Source organism: Paenibacillus sp. Y859 (assembly GCF_056786405.1).
In genome coordinates, this window is record NZ_JBXCIZ010000002.1 from 673,463 (window position 1) to 689,758 (window position 16,296).

The 16,296-nt window shown below is 41.1% G+C and carries 18 protein-coding genes; 13 read left to right on the forward strand and 5 right to left on the reverse strand.

The annotated features are described in order from the left end of the window. Positions 1-216: 216 nt before the first annotated feature. The 5 genes from AC1TO8_RS08280 to deoD all read left to right on the forward strand — a co-directional run bounded on the left by AC1TO8_RS08280 (position 217) and on the right by deoD (position 4,384). Entirely contained in the window at positions 217-915 is a 699-nt protein-coding gene (locus tag AC1TO8_RS08280; protein WP_482055098.1) for an SAM-dependent methyltransferase, read from the forward strand. Positions 916-948: 33 nt separating this feature from the next. Further along, positions 949-1,518 (forward strand): hypothetical protein, encoded by a 570-nt coding sequence (locus AC1TO8_RS08285; protein WP_482055099.1) that lies wholly within the window; start codon positions 949-951, stop codon positions 1,516-1,518. A 291-nt stretch (positions 1,519-1,809) separates the two neighbouring features. After that, on the forward strand, positions 1,810-2,373 hold the full coding sequence (locus tag AC1TO8_RS08290) for a DUF5643 domain-containing protein (protein ID WP_482055100.1): 564 nt from the start codon (positions 1,810-1,812) through the stop codon (positions 2,371-2,373). A 284-nt stretch (positions 2,374-2,657) separates the two neighbouring features. Then, positions 2,658-3,578 (forward strand): EamA family transporter, encoded by a 921-nt coding sequence (locus tag AC1TO8_RS08295; protein WP_482055101.1) that lies wholly within the window; start codon positions 2,658-2,660, stop codon positions 3,576-3,578. A 98-nt stretch (positions 3,579-3,676) separates the two neighbouring features. Continuing rightward, complete coding sequence (gene deoD / locus AC1TO8_RS08300; protein WP_482055102.1) at positions 3,677-4,384, forward strand: purine-nucleoside phosphorylase; 708 nt, start codon at positions 3,677-3,679, stop codon at positions 4,382-4,384. A gap of 389 nt (positions 4,385-4,773) precedes the next feature. Here deoD and AC1TO8_RS08305 read toward each other — a convergent pair whose 3' ends face one another. Next, the gene (locus tag AC1TO8_RS08305; protein WP_482055266.1) at positions 4,774-5,442 is read right to left on the reverse strand and encodes a PDDEXK family nuclease; all 669 of its coding nucleotides are present in this window, start codon (positions 5,440-5,442) and stop codon (positions 4,774-4,776) included. A gap of 291 nt (positions 5,443-5,733) precedes the next feature. Between AC1TO8_RS08305 and AC1TO8_RS08310 the strand changes: the two genes are divergently transcribed. The 5 genes from AC1TO8_RS08310 to AC1TO8_RS08330 are packed head-to-tail and all read left to right on the forward strand — an operon-like array spanning position 5,734 to position 8,780. After that, on the forward strand, positions 5,734-6,267 hold the full coding sequence (locus AC1TO8_RS08310) for an RNA polymerase sigma factor (protein ID WP_482055267.1): 534 nt from the start codon (positions 5,734-5,736) through the stop codon (positions 6,265-6,267). After that, complete coding sequence (locus tag AC1TO8_RS08315) at positions 6,264-6,713, forward strand: hypothetical protein (protein WP_482055103.1); 450 nt, start codon at positions 6,264-6,266, stop codon at positions 6,711-6,713. Before AC1TO8_RS08310 ends, AC1TO8_RS08315 begins: the two co-directional genes overlap by 4 nt. A 23-nt stretch (positions 6,714-6,736) precedes the next feature. Next, positions 6,737-7,873: a hypothetical protein gene (locus AC1TO8_RS08320; protein ID WP_482055268.1), complete on the forward strand. Its 1,137-nt coding sequence runs from the start codon at positions 6,737-6,739 to the stop codon at positions 7,871-7,873. A gap of 26 nt (positions 7,874-7,899) precedes the next feature. Beyond that, positions 7,900-8,439, forward strand: coding sequence for an NAD-dependent epimerase/dehydratase family protein (locus AC1TO8_RS08325; RefSeq protein WP_482055104.1), 540 nt, complete (start codon positions 7,900-7,902; stop codon positions 8,437-8,439). Then, complete coding sequence (locus AC1TO8_RS08330; protein ID WP_482055105.1) at positions 8,370-8,780, forward strand: hypothetical protein; 411 nt, start codon at positions 8,370-8,372, stop codon at positions 8,778-8,780. The genes AC1TO8_RS08325 and AC1TO8_RS08330 overlap by 70 nt, the downstream gene beginning before the upstream one ends. 71 nt (positions 8,781-8,851) lie before the next feature. Here AC1TO8_RS08330 and proC read toward each other — a convergent pair whose 3' ends face one another. Genes proC through proB form a run of 3 tightly spaced genes read right to left on the reverse strand, consistent with a single transcriptional unit; the run spans position 8,852 to position 12,121 of the window. Further along, the gene (proC, locus tag AC1TO8_RS08335) at positions 8,852-9,709 is read right to left on the reverse strand and encodes a pyrroline-5-carboxylate reductase (RefSeq protein ID WP_482055106.1); all 858 of its coding nucleotides are present in this window, start codon (positions 9,707-9,709) and stop codon (positions 8,852-8,854) included. A gap of 22 nt (positions 9,710-9,731) precedes the next feature. Then, positions 9,732-10,985, reverse strand: a complete 1,254-nt coding sequence (locus AC1TO8_RS08340) for a glutamate-5-semialdehyde dehydrogenase (RefSeq protein ID WP_482055107.1) — start codon at positions 10,983-10,985, stop codon at positions 9,732-9,734. Between the two features lie 32 nt (positions 10,986-11,017). After that, positions 11,018-12,121 carry a glutamate 5-kinase gene (gene proB, locus AC1TO8_RS08345; RefSeq protein WP_482055269.1) on the reverse strand — a complete coding sequence of 368 codons (1,104 nt, stop codon included), beginning with the start codon at positions 12,119-12,121 and terminating at the stop codon, positions 11,018-11,020. A 441-nt stretch (positions 12,122-12,562) separates the two neighbouring features. On the opposite strand from proB, the gene AC1TO8_RS08350 reads away from it, so the two are divergent. Beyond that, positions 12,563-13,375 carry a carbon-nitrogen family hydrolase gene (locus tag AC1TO8_RS08350; RefSeq protein ID WP_482055108.1) on the forward strand — a complete coding sequence of 271 codons (813 nt, stop codon included), beginning with the start codon at positions 12,563-12,565 and terminating at the stop codon, positions 13,373-13,375. Positions 13,376-13,512: 137 nt separating this feature from the next. On the opposite strand, the gene AC1TO8_RS08355 is transcribed toward AC1TO8_RS08350, so the two are convergent. Further along, positions 13,513-14,427 carry a LysR family transcriptional regulator gene (locus AC1TO8_RS08355; protein ID WP_482055109.1) on the reverse strand — a complete coding sequence of 305 codons (915 nt, stop codon included), beginning with the start codon at positions 14,425-14,427 and terminating at the stop codon, positions 13,513-13,515. 172 nt (positions 14,428-14,599) lie between these two features. Here AC1TO8_RS08355 and AC1TO8_RS08360 point away from each other — a divergent pair, with 172 nt between their 5' ends. Both AC1TO8_RS08360 and AC1TO8_RS08365 read left to right on the forward strand, forming a co-directional pair. Further along, complete coding sequence (locus AC1TO8_RS08360; RefSeq protein WP_482055110.1) at positions 14,600-15,295, forward strand: 4'-phosphopantetheinyl transferase family protein; 696 nt, start codon at positions 14,600-14,602, stop codon at positions 15,293-15,295. Between the two features lie 509 nt (positions 15,296-15,804). Further along, complete coding sequence (locus AC1TO8_RS08365) at positions 15,805-16,281, forward strand: DUF6790 family protein (RefSeq protein WP_482055111.1); 477 nt, start codon at positions 15,805-15,807, stop codon at positions 16,279-16,281. Positions 16,282-16,296: the final 15 nt, after the last annotated feature.

Consider the following 16,296-nt stretch of genomic DNA (forward strand, 5'->3'; position numbering starts at 1 on the left):
ACACTGCTATTAACCTTCATAATTTACCCTGTTTAAAAGGTTAATAGACCTATCTTGGTAACTTAAAACTTGGAAAATACATAACGTAAGTCGTCATGTTGAAACAATTCGCCCTTTAGTGATATTAATAGTGTTAGGGTATGGTACAATTTCCCTTGTAACACCATTGTATTGTAAAGAGCTGAGAATAGTTGAGAAGAGGAATGGTGAGCTGAGATGAGTACAGAAGAGATAAAATTGGATTTAAGTCGTATTGTGTTTATTGGGAGAACTTTTGATGAGTATATGGCGATGTTTAACCTATCCAAGGAGGGTTTATTAGGTCGCAGAATACTTGATTGTCCTGCGGGAGGATGTTCCTTCACAGCGATAGCTAATCAGCTTGGAGCAGATGTAACTGCAACTGATATAGTGTATTATCACGATTTTTCACTGCTTGAAGCAAAGGGATTTCAGGATATAGAACATGTCATTGAGCAAATGGAGAATGCAAAGGGTAACTACTTATGGAATTATTTCAAATCAATTGATGAACTTAAGAAGCATAGAATTCAGGGATTAACGGATTGTGCAGCGGATATGAAAATTTCTCCCAACCGTTATGTTCCGGCAGAACTACCAACGTTACCTTTTGACGATAATCGATTCGATTTAACGCTCTCTGCACACTTTCTGTTCATGTATGCTGATCGGTTGGATTATAACTTTCATTTAGATACGATCCGGGAACTGCTGCGAGTGACTTCGCAAGAAATTCGTATATTTCCTTTGATTGATCTTTCCTGCAAGAGGTATGAACATTTGGACAGATTGATTGGGGATATTCATAAATTAGGTTGTACCACTGAAGAAATAATTGTCCCTTATGAATTTCAAAAGGGTGCTAATACGATGCTGAAAATAAGTAAGATTTAGTTAAGAGATGAGACTTTGAGGTGAAGTGGAGAAATGGATCGGAGCAGAAGATTGTTACCAATGGTGACTGGGCTTATAATTCTGTTTGTTATAGGTCTACAGTTGGGTTGTAGTGCAGGTGAGGACGGGAATGGAAATCAGGTCGTGGATGAAAAGACGGAAACGATAGTGCAAGTTGATGGAAAAGTGAAGAGTATTCCTTATAAACAACATTTATACTCGAAGAGTTCACCAAATTTTGCTTGGGAGCGAGATAACTCTGATGGTCTGTCACAAGAAATAGCAGATAGATATGGAGAGTTTAAAACTTCAGTACCTGGCGGATTTATTGTAAAAGAAACGGACACAGAGTATTTCATATGTGTAAGCATTGGAGAAAAGGAATCCGTTACAAAGGGATTTGAAATTATATCGCTAACGTTGTCAGAAGAGAATGTGGGGAAAGATCCAATTCTGAAAATTGATGTAATTCCTGTAATGAATGAAAATAATTCAGATAAAAAAATGAAAGGGAAAGTCTTTATAAGATCCCTAATTAGTGTATCTAAGGAAGACTTACCTGACGGTATCGTTATCAATTCAATCATCATGAGTGGCAGTTAGGATCAAAAGGCTGACGTAGTTTTTATTCAGCCAACGGATAACATTAGCAAGAAGGCGGTTGCTTCGCAACTGCTTTTTTTATTCATTCGCTAAGGAAACGGATATAGCAAAAAATCTAGCGAATTACGAGTACTGTTTTTTGATGAACAATCTTGAATTCGAAGCAATCAGACTAGGTCTGAAGTGCGGCGAACTTCTCTCGATCAATCGGTATGTTCACGTTGAACTCCGTTCCGCCCACGTCTCCAAGTCCAGTAACAGGGATTTCCTCGTTACCTACGATCATATCTTTTGTTACATTTGATGTATTTGCGGCAGAAGGTCACCTTTTCCAAAGCGGTTGTTTCTCCATTACGTGTATCATTGTATATGGATTATGACGATCATAATACCAAACAAATTTTCGGACCTGGTAATATTCAATTAGTAGATGACGAAGGTACTGTCTGGCGGAATATATCAGGGAGTTCGGGTGTGGGAAGGAATCATCCGGTGTATCATTTCGAAAGCCCTTATTTCAAAGAGCCGATGTCTTTGACCATTGAAGGAAGTTGGTTCCGTGCGCTCGATAAAAACCAGATGTCTGTCGTTATTGATACGGAGAAAGGTATATTGCTTCAAGCACCAGATGAGAAACTCAATTTCTATAAGATGACGAATCTTGAGAAAGCTATGAAACTGGATTTCAGCCTTAGCATTCTCGATCCAGAAGACAAGATGATGTATAATCTGTTTGAAAGTGAATTTACTGATGCGAATGGTGTGCGTTACTCAACGGCAGATCTTGAAGAGATTATTAGTGGATATTTCGATGGAAGAAGACCACAAGAGCAACATTCACTGTATTATATATAGAGAGATTCCTATAAACAGCCACTCACGTTAACGGTATACGACTATCCTGCCTATATTCGTGAGGCATATAAAATTCGTATCAAGTAAAATAATGCCATATAATCATTTGCGGTCTCGCATTGACAGTACCTTCAATTTAATCTATAATATTAAAGGTTGCATAAGAGTATTCACAAACTCAGTTATATCTGAGAGACGAAATTTTTAAAAGGGAAACCTTTTTTTCAGTCGTCACCTGTCCATTGGACGGGTGGCGATTTTATTTTTTTAAAGGGGTGTTTAGCTTGAACTTATTAAAATATTCAATTTTTGTCATATTGGGAGCTATCTCGTATGGTACATTGTCGACGATGATTAAGCTTGGATTTAAAGACGGTTTTAGTTCAGCAGAATTAGTAGGTAGCCAATATTTCACCGGTTGGGTAATCATTGCTGCTATTTATCTGTTCTCATTTAACTACAAGATTTCATGGAAAAACGCAGGGCAATTATTATTTACGGGTATGCTGACCGCTTTGGTGGGTATCACCTACGCAGTCTCTGTATCTGAACTTCCGGCCTCGATAGCAGTTGTATTCTTGTTCCAATTCACTTGGATAGGCGTTCTTATTGAAAGTGTATTGACTAGAACATGGCCAAGTAAGAGTAAATTAGTAGCCATTCTGTTACTAGTGATCGGTACATTGTTGGCGGGAGCTATCTTTGGTCAATCATTAACTTCATTGAGTATGAAAGGTGTGTTGTTTGGTCTTCTTGCAGCCTTATTCTTTGCGCTATACTTGGTACTTACTTCAAGAGTAGCAACGCATGAAGCGGCTCCGAAAAGATTGTTCTTTATTAGTACAGGAGCACTTATAACGATATCGTTTACAATAAGTCCAATCCATCTTGTTACCCAATTAACAGAGACAAGCCTATGGGGCTATGGTTTACTGCTTGGGGTGCTTGGTGTAGTCGTTCCGTTCTTGTTATTTGCCATTAGTATGCCTAAAATCGGAGCAGGTTTAGGTACGATTCTGTGTGCTGCTGAACTGCCATCTGCCATGGTAGTTTCCGTCATTATTCTAGGAGAATTAGTTACGCCCCTACAATGGTTGGGGATGATCTTGATTGTACTAGGAATCATGGCTCCAGAAATACTGAGAAGAACATCGTTTGAGAGTAAACCGAATAAAAGATTGACTCCGTCCAAAAGGCATAGTTGATGTACCTTTTTCCATATCTTGAAAAGAGAGTGGTCGTCTGAAAATAGTATGCCAATTATGTTATGATGGCTGTAGACTGATTTTTAGGGGGAACACGAATGAGCACTCATATTGGGGCGAAACCTGGCGATGTTGCTGAGACGATACTTTTACCCGGAGACCCACTGCGCGCGAAGTTTATTGCACAAACGTATTTGCAGGATGTGATTTGTTACAATGAAGTTAGAGGGATGCTCGGATTCACGGGTACTTATAAAGGGCAACGTATTTCCGTTCAAGGAACGGGAATGGGGATTCCATCAACTAGCATATATGTCAATGAACTGATAAGTGAATATGGTGTTAAAAACCTGATACGTGTAGGTACATGCGGTAGTATGCAAAAGGATGTTCATGTTCGTGACGTTATTCTTGCGCAAGCCTCTTGTACGGATTCGAGTGTCAATCATCACAATTTCGGAGGGTATGATTTCTCGCCCATCGCGGATTTCAACATGCTTAAAACAGCTTATGAACTAGGAATAGCTAAAGGTCTTAAGCTACATGTAGGTAATGTATTCAGTTCTGACATGTTCTATCGCGACGATCCTTCTGTAGTACAGAAACTGATGAAGTATGGTGTTCTAGGTGTGGAAATGGAAACAACTGCGATTTATACGCTGGCAGCGAAGTTTGGTGTTCACGCCTTAACTATTTTGACAGTAAGTGATCACTTATTGACTGGTGAAGAGACAAGCTCTGAAGAGCGCCAGACCACATTTAATGACATGATGGAAGTAGCACTGGATACTGCGATAACATTGTAAAACATTAGACGGTGCTGCGTGCAGGTTATGAGAAAGAATTATTTTGAGACTGGGAATGAGACTGAGCGGGGAGAGCCTCGTTCAGTCTTTTTGACATATATGGGAACATAAGTTTCACTTGATACTCTAATCCTTATATTTCCGCTGAAACGGGTACTGCCCTTAAAAAAAGGACGCGAAGCCGTTTATACTTGACTTAGGGCATATTCCTGCGAAAGCGCAGGCTTTTTTCTTCGAAATGAACTTTCTAGCAGAATACCTACAATTGTGCAGGAATTTAAAGCATTAGTCGCCGAATTGAGGGGTTGACAGGTTAAAAGGTGTATATTTGCAGGAACTGTTGTTATACGATAAATAGCGAAAGAAATAGATGTAGAATCACAGGTATTCTACCAGCGTATCAATGCGCCAGGCTGAAGTTCATATCGCACGACATGTTTACCCTCCGCCCCGGCTACAGCGGTAAACGAGCCCTTCATGCAGAGCGATTGTAGTGTTCGAACAGCGGTGCGGTGATTGATATTTAAATGAGTTTCCACATCGATTGGGCGCAGAGGGCGAGTAAGTAAACAGGCAAGACGTATGATCTCTCGTTCCATGACATTGATCAAGTTGTTAGGAGTAGATTCTGGTTGGTAGCGGCTAAGCACCATGCGTAGTAGCGTAATGCACAGTTCGGGTCGGTAAGCGACGTCATCATAAGCAAATGAAATGACCTGAAATCCCATACCAGATAAAAAAGTTTCCCTATTTAATTCATTGCAATATTTCTGTCTATCCATGTCCCGTACGTGTGGACCGAAACCTTTGATTTCTATAACAAGTTTTACACCCCACGTAAGCCAGGCGAAATCACAGAAATAGGATAGACCCCGCCAATCGAGGACTTCGAACTCTGGATGTAAATGATCGAAATTTCCAAGTAGTGGCCACCAAATATTGCGGCAGAATAACTTCTCTGCTTCGCGGTGACCTCGCTCCAGACGGCCGCGTCGCTCCCCTTTTCTTTTGTGTAAATGGTACTGAATAAATGCAGCATGTGCCTCATCAAAATTCATCTCGACATCCCTCCCGAATAAAAGAAAACGTCCCGCTTCCATTCGCGGGGGAATGGAAGCGGGACGTTCTTCGTCTCTTGAAGACCATTATAATAGAGAAATTTGATTTTGTGACTTACAGTAAAGGCTAGCTTGCTCTATCTTTCATCAATAACAAGAGAACATCTTTGTTCACTCTATCGGTTTATAGCACTACTCCAAAATTCTTTTCACAAGGAGTGCAGGGGTAATGATAAAATGAACGTCTAAGATTAAGGGAAGGAGAGGAGAACTATTGACGAGGATAAAATCATAGAAGAAGTTCTTCGGGGTAATACGGATGCTTTTCGACTCATTGTAGATGAGTACAGTAAACATATATTTTATACGACATACTCGGTATTGCGAGATGTGAAGGATGCGGAAGATGTTGCCCAAGAGACATTTATCCAGATCTATAAGTCTCTGTCTCAATACCGATCCCAAGGATTTAAATCATGGATTACTCGAATTGCTACGAACAAGGCTATTGATTTGAAGCGAAAGAAGACACGGCGGGGTGAGGATAAACAACTATATCCAGTGGTCGACATGGATTTGATCCCCTCGGATGAAGAAGATCCATTATCTCTGACTATCCGTCAGGAAAAAAAGGAACTATTCAAGAAGAAGTTACAAATGATACCGGATAATCATCGTGTTGTGCTTACGGCATTTTATTTAGAAGAGAAAAATTACGAGCAAATTGCCGAAGAGCTCGATGTGAAGCCGAAGACTGTAGAATCTAAGTTATATCGGGCAAGAGATTGGATTCGGAAGAAATGGAAGGAGGAAGAATGGAAATGAATCATTTAAGTATGGACGATAAGCGAAAGCTCGGACAGTGTTATTTAGATGGAACTTGCACAATGGAACAAGAGCAGACATGGGAATCTCTACTGCTTGAAGATACTGAAGCGATGGAACTACATATCCAACTCTTATCTTCCATGGAACTGAGGATGCCAGATATGGTGGATGCAATACAATTTACGGATGATGTCATGAATAGACTTCCTGATCATCTCTATGGGAAAGAATTGGACTTCGTTGAACAACGACGACGATGGTTTGAACATTCGATCTTCCATTATACAGTGGCTGCTTGCTTGACCTTGTTGTTTTTGTCTACCGGGATATTTGATAAGTTAGTGGCTGGGGACTTGAACGTGATAACAAAGGAACATACAACGTCTTATAGTGATCAGATCATGGATATTACAGTAACTTGGCTGGACCAATTGAAACGATAAATGAATCGAAAGGGCGGATCTGTGTGCATAATGAGCGAAGTGGATTTTTTGCTTTTATATTAAATGTGTTCCCTGGTTTGGGGCATTATTTCTTGGGAAGAAAAACGAGGGGATTTCTGTATCCCTTAATGTTCTTTGGAAGTATGGGTGCGAGTATATTGTTGGGTATAGCTACTAATACTGATGATTTAATAGGTTTTGGCTTGGTATGTGGACTACTCCTCTGGTGCGCTAGCATGCTTGATTTAATTATCTTCTTATTAAGAGCCCCATCTCGATCCTCGTCTCAGATGCGGAATGAACTAGGTCATGCAGTGAACGAACAAGGACAGTTAATAAGTGAACCAGCAGTTTTGAAAAGCGAGCATAGTGAACGTTTTTATACGATTCTATTATCATTTATCCCAGGACTAGGTCATCTACAATTGGGTTTGATGCAAAGAGGACTATCCTTCTTAATATCATTCTTCGGTTTAATAACAATTATGGTGTTCGTTACAGGGATTACAAGTTCATCGGTATTCCTGTTGTTTCTCGGTGTGCTCCCGATTATTTGGTTATATTGTATGTTTGATGTTGTACAACAAATGAATCGGAAGCAGGCAGGTGAGATATTAGTCGATCGAACATTATTTGAGGAATTTGAAGAAGGACGAGAAGATGGTAAACGCAGTAAAATATTAGTGACGTTGTTGTCTGCTTTTCCTGGAGCGGGACATATGTATCTAGGCTTGCAAAAGAGAGGATTGCAACTGATGGTATTGTTCTTGGGTTCCATCTATGTGCTAGATATTCTCAGACTATCATTGTTCATGTTCCTCATCCCGGTTATTTGGTTCTATAGTTTCTTTGACGGACTTCAACAGTCCTCTCGTTATGGTAAAGAACCGCTAGTTGATCGTCCGCTAGTGGAAGGACTCGATAATCATCGTGGATTGATAGGAATAGGGTTACTTGTGCTGGGGTTGTATTACTTAGGTACGCAATTCATTATTCCAGTATTGGAAAGACAGTTCCCTGAGTATCGTATTGATTATAGGTTACGTACGTATATTCAAACTTTCATTGTTTCGGTACTACTCATTGGTGGCGGACTGAAGTTGGCGCTCAGCAATAAGAAAATGAAGAACAAGTCAGAACAAGTCCGAGGTCGTCGGTAATCAACTGGATGAGTAGGAGGAATTATATGAAATCAGCATTAGTATTAGGAGGGACGCGTTTTTTCGGAAAGAAGCTAGTAGAGTTGCTTTTGGAAGAGGGCATGGATGTGACGATTGCTACAAGAGGGATTGCATCAGATTCATTTGGAGATCGAGTGGAGCGTCTTATCGTGGATCGTGAGAACTATAGCTCTTTATTAAAGGCTACAGCAGGTTATGAATGGGACGTCATTTACGATAACATCTGTTATTCACCTCAAGACGCTTGGAATGCGTGTAAAGTATTTGCGGGCAAGGCGAAGAGATATATTAATACATCAAGCATGTCCGTATATGAGCCAGCATCACATGAACACACAGATTGGATCCACACACGTATCCGATCAAGATGGGTTGCCGCGCGGATTTCGATTATGGTACAGGTAAAGCGTTATCTGAAGCTATATTTGCGCAACATGCTACATTTCCTGTGTGTAGCGTACGGTTTACGTTCGTCGTGGGAAAAGATGATTACACCCGACGGCTTGAATTTCACATCGAGCGGATTAAGGAAGGGACTGCTATAGGAATTCCTTCGATAGATGCTAAGATCAACTTCATTTCCTCGGATGAGGCTGCGGCATTATTATGCTGGCTTAAGGATCAATCTCTTACGGGACCTCTAAATGCTTGTGCAACGGGTGAGATATCATTAGCTGAGATAATTGCTTTGATGGAACAGGAAGTAGGCAAGTCAGCCTTGATTGAACAACATACGTCAGAATCGAATCAATCACCTTATGGCGTGGAGCAATCATTCTTCATGAGTAATTCCAAGGGGATTGAAGCGGGATTCCCTTTCACACAATTGAATTCGTGGATTCCAGATCTAATCAGTCAATTGGCACGAAACAGGGTAACGTCATAAAAAGCACCCCATCCTATGTATCATAAGGATGGGGTGCTTTTGGTTGGTATGTGATTCAATTATTAAATCTACTATACTTCATTCTCTAGTGCAGCGCCCATTTCCCGAGAGCGTTCGGCACAGCGATGGACAGCGGCAATAACATCTTCGAAGAAATTTCCCTCATCAAGGGTTTGGATCGCCGCTTGTGTAGCGCCATTCGGAGAAGTGACTTTAGCTCTCAATGCGCTAGGTTCTTCACCCGTCTGTTGCACCATTCTGGCAGCACCAAGGACGGTTTGGACGGTTAATTCTTTACATTGCTGTTGCGTCAGACCCCCGCGAATACCGGCTTCCATCATAGCTTCCATCATATAGTAAATATAGGCAGGCCCACTACCGGAAATCCCAGTCAGCACATCCATTTGCATCTCATCGATGACGGTGACCGTACCGACGGCATCAAAAAGAGTCATGACGGTCCGACGTTGATCTTGAGTAACTTCATCAGAGAATGACATTCCAGTGGCACCAAGACCAATAGAGCTGGATGTATTCGGCATCGTACGAGCGATAGGTATGTTACGACCTAATAGACGCTGTATGGTATGGATAGATAAACCTGCAATAACTGAAACAATTAGTTGTCCTCCGGATAGTAAGGGACCCAATTGCTGTAGGGCGGAAGCAGCATCCTTAGGTTTCATGGCTAGTACGATGATTGAAGAAGTCCGGAGAATTCCTATTGTGGCAGCCTCATCGTTGCTGGTCTGTACATTGTAACGTTGATTCAATTCCTCAAGCCGAGCTGAATTACTTCTATTCAGCATAATTATGTTAGAAGGTGAAATAACTGAACGCGCAATAAGACCGCGAACAATCGCTTCTGACATCGAGCCTGCTCCATAAAAGGCGATATTGTTCTGAAATAAACGATGTTGTTCACTCATGATATGATCCTCCTTGCCGGAATTACCGACGGATTTGTCCGTTGCCATAAATACGGTATTTAGTAGTAGTGAGTGCAGGGAGTCCCATTGGGCCCCGCGCGTGCAATTTCTGAGTACTAATTCCAATCTCTGCTCCGAATCCGAATTCAAATCCGTCTGTGAAACGAGTAGATGCATTATGGTAGACGGCAGCAGCATCAACTTCTTGAATGAAAGTTGTAGCATGATCTTGATCTTCAGTCACAATACATTCAGAGTGTTGTGTGCCGTGTTTCGCAATATGGTCGAGAGCTTCTTGCATCGTATTGACTATTTGCACATTCAAAATATAGTCATTGTACTCTGTAGAGTAATCTTCTTCCGTTGCTTGAGTAGCCCATGGGATGAGTGCAAGAGTATTCTCGCAGCCTCGTATTTCTACATTGGATTCCTTGAACTGTTCCGCAAGAAGTGGAAGATGGATTGCTGCGAAATCCTTATGAATGATTAGAGTCTCCATGGCATTACAAACAGAAGGACGCTGAACCTTGGCATTTAAGCTGATGTCAGTAGCCATAGTAGGATCTGCTGAAGCGTCGAGATAGGTATGACATACGCCAGCACCGGTCTCAATCACAGGAACAGTGGAGTTTTCTACGACGTTCTGGATGAGTGATCTTCCACCTCGAGGAATGATGACATCTAATATTCCTTTCAGTTTCATCATTTCATCAACGGAACTACGATTTGGATCTTCAATGATTTGAAGAGCATCAACAGGAATAGCTGATGAGGCTAGTGCGCGATGCAACACTTCAATAATTTGACGGTTTGATGAGATAGCGGCTGAACCACCACGTAGGACAACAGCATTTCCTGTCTTTAGACAAAGGCCAGCGGCATCGACAGTCACATTAGGGCGAGCTTCATAGATGATTCCGATAACACCAATGGGTACACGGATTTTATCAATCGCCAAACCGTTGGGACGATCGATGGCTTCTAGTACCTCACCAATAGGATCTGGAAGATCGATAATTTGCTCTAAGCCTTCAGCCATGGCATGGATTCGTTCTGGATTCAACGCGAGACGATCCAGAAGGGAAGGTGGCGTTCCTTGTTGGCGTCCACGCTCGAGATCTTCGAGATTGGCGGTAATTATAATCTCTTGTTCATCTCTAAGAGCTTGGGCCATAAGTCGCAATGCCTCATTCTTCTGCTCCGTATCCAAACGGTTAAGCACGGTAGATGCGGTTTTGGCAAGTGTTGCTTTATTTCTTACTTCATTCGTAATCATGGGATAACCTCCTAAAAGTTTTTGAGCATAGCCTATTTTAACGTAATCCACTCATCACGGTGAATAACTTCCAATCGATGAATATTGTCTGTTTTCTTGAAGACATCCGAACTAGACATTCCACGAACCTCTCGTAATTGATCGTCATCGTAATTAATGATGCCTCTTCCAATGACTTCCGCTTCCATATTGAGTACTTCAACAACATCTCCTGCATGGAAGTGACCTTCGACCTGCTTCACGCCGACTGAAAGTAGACTATGCCCCCCATGGGTTAGTGCTTGTTCTGCACCTTCATCTACAGTAATAGAACCAAGTGGTGTAGACATAAAGCCGAGCCATTGCTTCTTCATGGAGAGAGAGGAAAGTTCTGTATCGAAGTATGTCCCGCGCCCAGCTCCATCAACTGCACTTTGCAGATCCCCAGGGGCAGTTACTTTTCCTACGAAAACAGGGACCCCTCCTCTTGTTGCGAATTTGGCGGCATCCACCTTAGAGCGCATTCCACCTGTACCGAGAGAAGAGCCGGCACCACCGGCAATGGCATAAATCTCTTCTGTAATTTCACTGATCCGACCGAATCGAACAGCATCTGGATGTTTACGGGGATCTCCTGAATATAGACCATCCATATCTGTCAGAATCAATAGATGCTGTGCCTTCACTAGATTGGCGACGAGAGCGGATAAAGTATCATTGTCACCGAATTTCAATTCATCTACAGAGACAGTATCATTCTCATTAAAGATCGGTATGACACCTTGCTTCAATAACTCTTCAACCGTCATGCCAGCATTGTTCATTCGTTTGCGACTACAGAAATCGGTCCGTGTAAGAAGTAACTGTGCTGTGACAATATCATGTGACCCGAAGGCTTGCTGGTAAGATTGCATTAATAGAGCTTGACCTACCGCTGCTGCGGCTTGTTTCTCGTGCAATAGACGGGGGCGAGAGGGATAACCTATCTCGCGGAAGCCTGCTGCTACAGCTCCTGATGTGACTAATAGTATTTCGTGACCTGCTGCGTGTAGAGAAGCCATTTCTCCTGCGAAAAAGTGGATGGCTTCCCGATTTAGAGCTCCTTCGGCAAAAGTAAGGGAGCTACTACCGATTTTGATGACGATACGGGATGACACAAGTATCACGTCCTTATGATTATTCATTGTAGCAATAAATTGACAACAAAAAAACCTTCATCCTTGACGAGCAAAGGACGAAAGTTATAGCTTCCGCGGTACCACCTTTATTGATGAATAAATCATCCAACTTGATTACCTAGTAACAGAAGGTTCTGTCCCACCGATGTGGTAGGCCGCTCAGGGGTAGGTTTAGATAAGGTTCACGGTAAATTCTTTCAGCCAAGGAATTTACTCTCTAAAGGCGTGAAGTAGCCTTATTAATTGGTCCCGTCAACACGTTTGTATATTATAAGAGGTAGTTTATTTTCAACTAGAATACCATGGAACTGTTTGCTTTGCAAAGAGTAAAAGGTAGATAGATTGAATTTTGCAGACTATTGTACGGGTTAGCTTTTATAAGATATGATGAGCATATCTATTAGAATTGGGGGAACCTTGATGATAAAAGGTGCAGAGAATGGTAATTTACGTATAGCATTGATTCAAACGTCAATTATATTAGGTGAACCTGTTGCGAATGAAGAGCACATCCTTTCATTAATGGAGGAGGCCGTCGCAAAGAACCCGAAACCAGATCTCTTAGTATTACCTGAATTGTGGAACACAGGATATGCACTGGAGCAGATTCAAGATGTTGCAGATGAGGATGGTGAGCATAGCAAGAGTTGGTTAAGTTCTTTTGCTAAGCGGCATCAAGTCTTTATCGTGGGAGGTTCGATAGCCCAATCCAATGCAGGGCAGGTATTCAATTCGATGTATGTGTTTGATCGAGCAGGTTTGCAAATTGCCGATTATTCAAAAATTCACTTATTCCGTCTGATGAATGAAGAGAAATATTTAGTCCCTGGTCAACAATTGGTTTCTTTTCAGCTGAATGATGAATGTGTAGCAGGTGTTTGCATTTGCTATGATATACGTTTTCCGGAAATGGTACGTTCCTTGGCTTTGAATGGAGCGAAGGTACTGTTTGTTTCGGCGGAATGGCCGCATCCCCGCTTACATCACTGGCGAACATTACTCATGGCGAGAGCCATTGAGAATCAAATGTATGTTATCGCGTGTAACACAGTAGGGGAGAGCGGTGATGTTTCTTTCTTCGGTCATTCGATGATCATCGATCCATGGGGTGAAATTGTTGTTGAAAGTGGAGAAGACGAAGAAATAGTTATCGGTGAAGTCTCGATTTCCTTTGTTGATGAGGTACGAAGTCGTATTCCCGTCTTTCAAGATCGTCGACCAGATATTTATTAAAATATAAGGATTAGAGTATAAGTTTCACTTGATACTCTAATCCTTATATTTCCGCTGAAACGGGTGCCGTCCTTGAAAAAGGACGGCGAAGCCATTTCTACTTGTAAAACAGATGAAGCATAGGTTTGTGTAGCAGTTTATTTTAATTCCTCCATAGATTTCTTGAATGTCGCAATAAAGGCTTCCGCGGCCTTGGAGAGATAACGACCTTTTCGATAGGCAACAACAAGTGTTCGATAGGGAATAGGCTCAGCCAATGGTAAATAGACCGGTACGAACTCTGATCTAGGCGCGCGCGCAATATAACGTGGCACGAGAGTTACGCCCATTCCAGCGGCTACAAGTGATTGTATCGTCTCCATGTTACTGCTTTCAAATACGACTTGTGGCACGAATCCAGCTTTTTGAAAGAGATCGAAGGTCATAGTGCGAAAGCCTTGCCCTTTTTTGAGTACGATGAAGGATTCATCTTTGAGTTCTTCTAAATGAACAGGTTCAGGCGAAAGGCTGTTCGTAGCTCTCAAAGCTAGTGGATGCAGAGGGGGAACAGCCAGATCGATCAATTCTTCTCCAATCACCTCATATGCAAGCGAAGGTTCCACCAATGGAAGGGAGAGCAGGCTTAGATCCGTCCGACCCAGTGCAGTCAGTTTCTCTAGATTCATTGACGAGTCTTCTAAAAGATTGATTTCAATATCTGGAAAAGCTAGTTTAAAGCTTGGAAGCACATAAGGAAGCAGATGAGAACCGGTGATAGGCATGCTTCCGACAACAACCTTACCTCCACGAAGCTGCGAAATATCGGACATCTCTTGCCGCAATAATTCAACTGCATCAATGATCTTCTGCGCTTGTTCTATAAACTTTTCTCCAGCATGAGTTAGCTCAACACTACTCGTATTGCGCTGGAAAAGTAACACTCCAATCTCCTTCTCTAGCTTAGCTAGCTGTTGACTGAGTGAGGGCTGAGCAATATGTAGTTTCTCTGCTGCTCGCGAGAAGTTTCGTTCCGCCGCAATCTGTATGGCATATTGTAATTGTCTTAGTTCCATGGACTACCATCCTTCAATGTTGGTTAATTTGTATTTTAATACTATCATAGGAAGGTTGTTTTTACTAAAGGAGGCACCATTTGGACATCCAATAACCGCAAGCGACACGCTAAGAATTTCTACATATAAAGATATTTAAGTGCACATAAATTGTGAATTGGAGTGATAATTTATGAAATTGTATTCAGTATATGTAGGTGCTTACATTGATGCTAAGACGTTTGAAGTTCTGTGGAAAAGGCTTTCTGAGGAGAAACAAGCACGATTAAAACAACTTAAAAGACAACAAGATGTTATACGTTCTTTAGCTGCCGACTTACTTGCTAGAACTATGTGTGCTGAAACTATGAGTTGCAGTCTAGAGGAAATTAAATTGGAATACAATGAGTTTGGAAAACCGTTTATATCTGGAGATACACACTGTTATTTTAATGTTTCTCATTCAGGAGAGTGGGTGGTTTGTGCAGTTGATAAAGATGAGATAGGAATCGATATAGAAAAAAAGGATGATATAGACATTGAAATAGCCAGAAGGTTTTTTGCTTATCAGGAGTATAGATATATTTTTGGGGGAGATCCGGTATTACGTATGGATAGATTTTATGAGATTTGGACATTTAAAGAGAGTTACATTAAAGCTGTTGGAAAGGGCCTCAGCATCCCGCTTCAATCGTTTGAGATTGAGATAGAACAGCAAGAGCCCGGGGAATCCTTACGAGCTAAAATAGGTAGAAATTCTAGTAGTGATAATATTTGGTATCTAAAACAGTTCGATTGGAATGCCAACTATAAGTTGGCTATTTGTACAAAAGAAAAACTATTTACCCAGACCATCCATAACATAGACATAAAGAGTCTTTCTTTATAAAAGTCAACACGACGAGCGCTAAACAACGCAAATAATATTACTAATTAAGAATGTCTCTATCTTTTTCTGAAAAAGTAAACATAATCAATAAAATTAATATATTGACAAATATAACATCTCAGTATAAAGTCTTGTTATTAGATAATTAATGGAAAATATTCTAAGTAATTCTTTATAAGGATATAAATAAACTTTTTTAATAACCCCGAATTCAAGAAGCATAAACTCTAACTCGAATCTTATATTTATCTACATAAAACTCCACATAAATACCACATAAACACCACATAAACACCACATAAATACCACATAAGTATTCACCTAAAAGACTCTACATAGAACTGAATAGATAGTCACTGTTAATAAAGATTCTACCTTACCTATCGATTAGTAGAACGAAGGGTTGTTAGGGTAATTGCTAGAGCGAAAGGGGAGGGGCTACCACAAGCAGGTATGTTGAGAAATGGAATAATAACAAAAATACACTTATCATTTTAGGAGGAATTAATGTGTGGTTTTTAGCGTTGTGGGTGTTAGGAATTATTTCAGCTCTGGTGCATTTGTTTATCCTGGGGTTTCCCAACAGTGTTAGTGATATAAGTACGATCCTTCTTCTTCATCAGTTTGTTGTTACTTTCGGATTAGTTGGCGTAATTGGTTACGTAGTTAATATTGCGAGGGCTGATGAAACAGCGAAAATGTTAGGATGGCCCGGTGGACCGTTTCAGGTTAAATATGGATTCTCTCAAGTAGGTTTAGGAATAATGGGGATACTGGCCATTTGGTTCCAAGGTACTTTTTGGATCGGGGTTCTCGTAACGATGTACATCTATGGACTCAGTGGCCTTTGGTCTCATACACATGTGATGCTTAAGAATAAAAAGGTGGATGCAGATAGTATAAGTAACCTTATTATGGATATTGCTTACCAGACATTTATTACAGTGTTGTCGATTTTAGCAGGGGGAATCTGGATTCTGGGATAAAATCGGAGGAGGTAA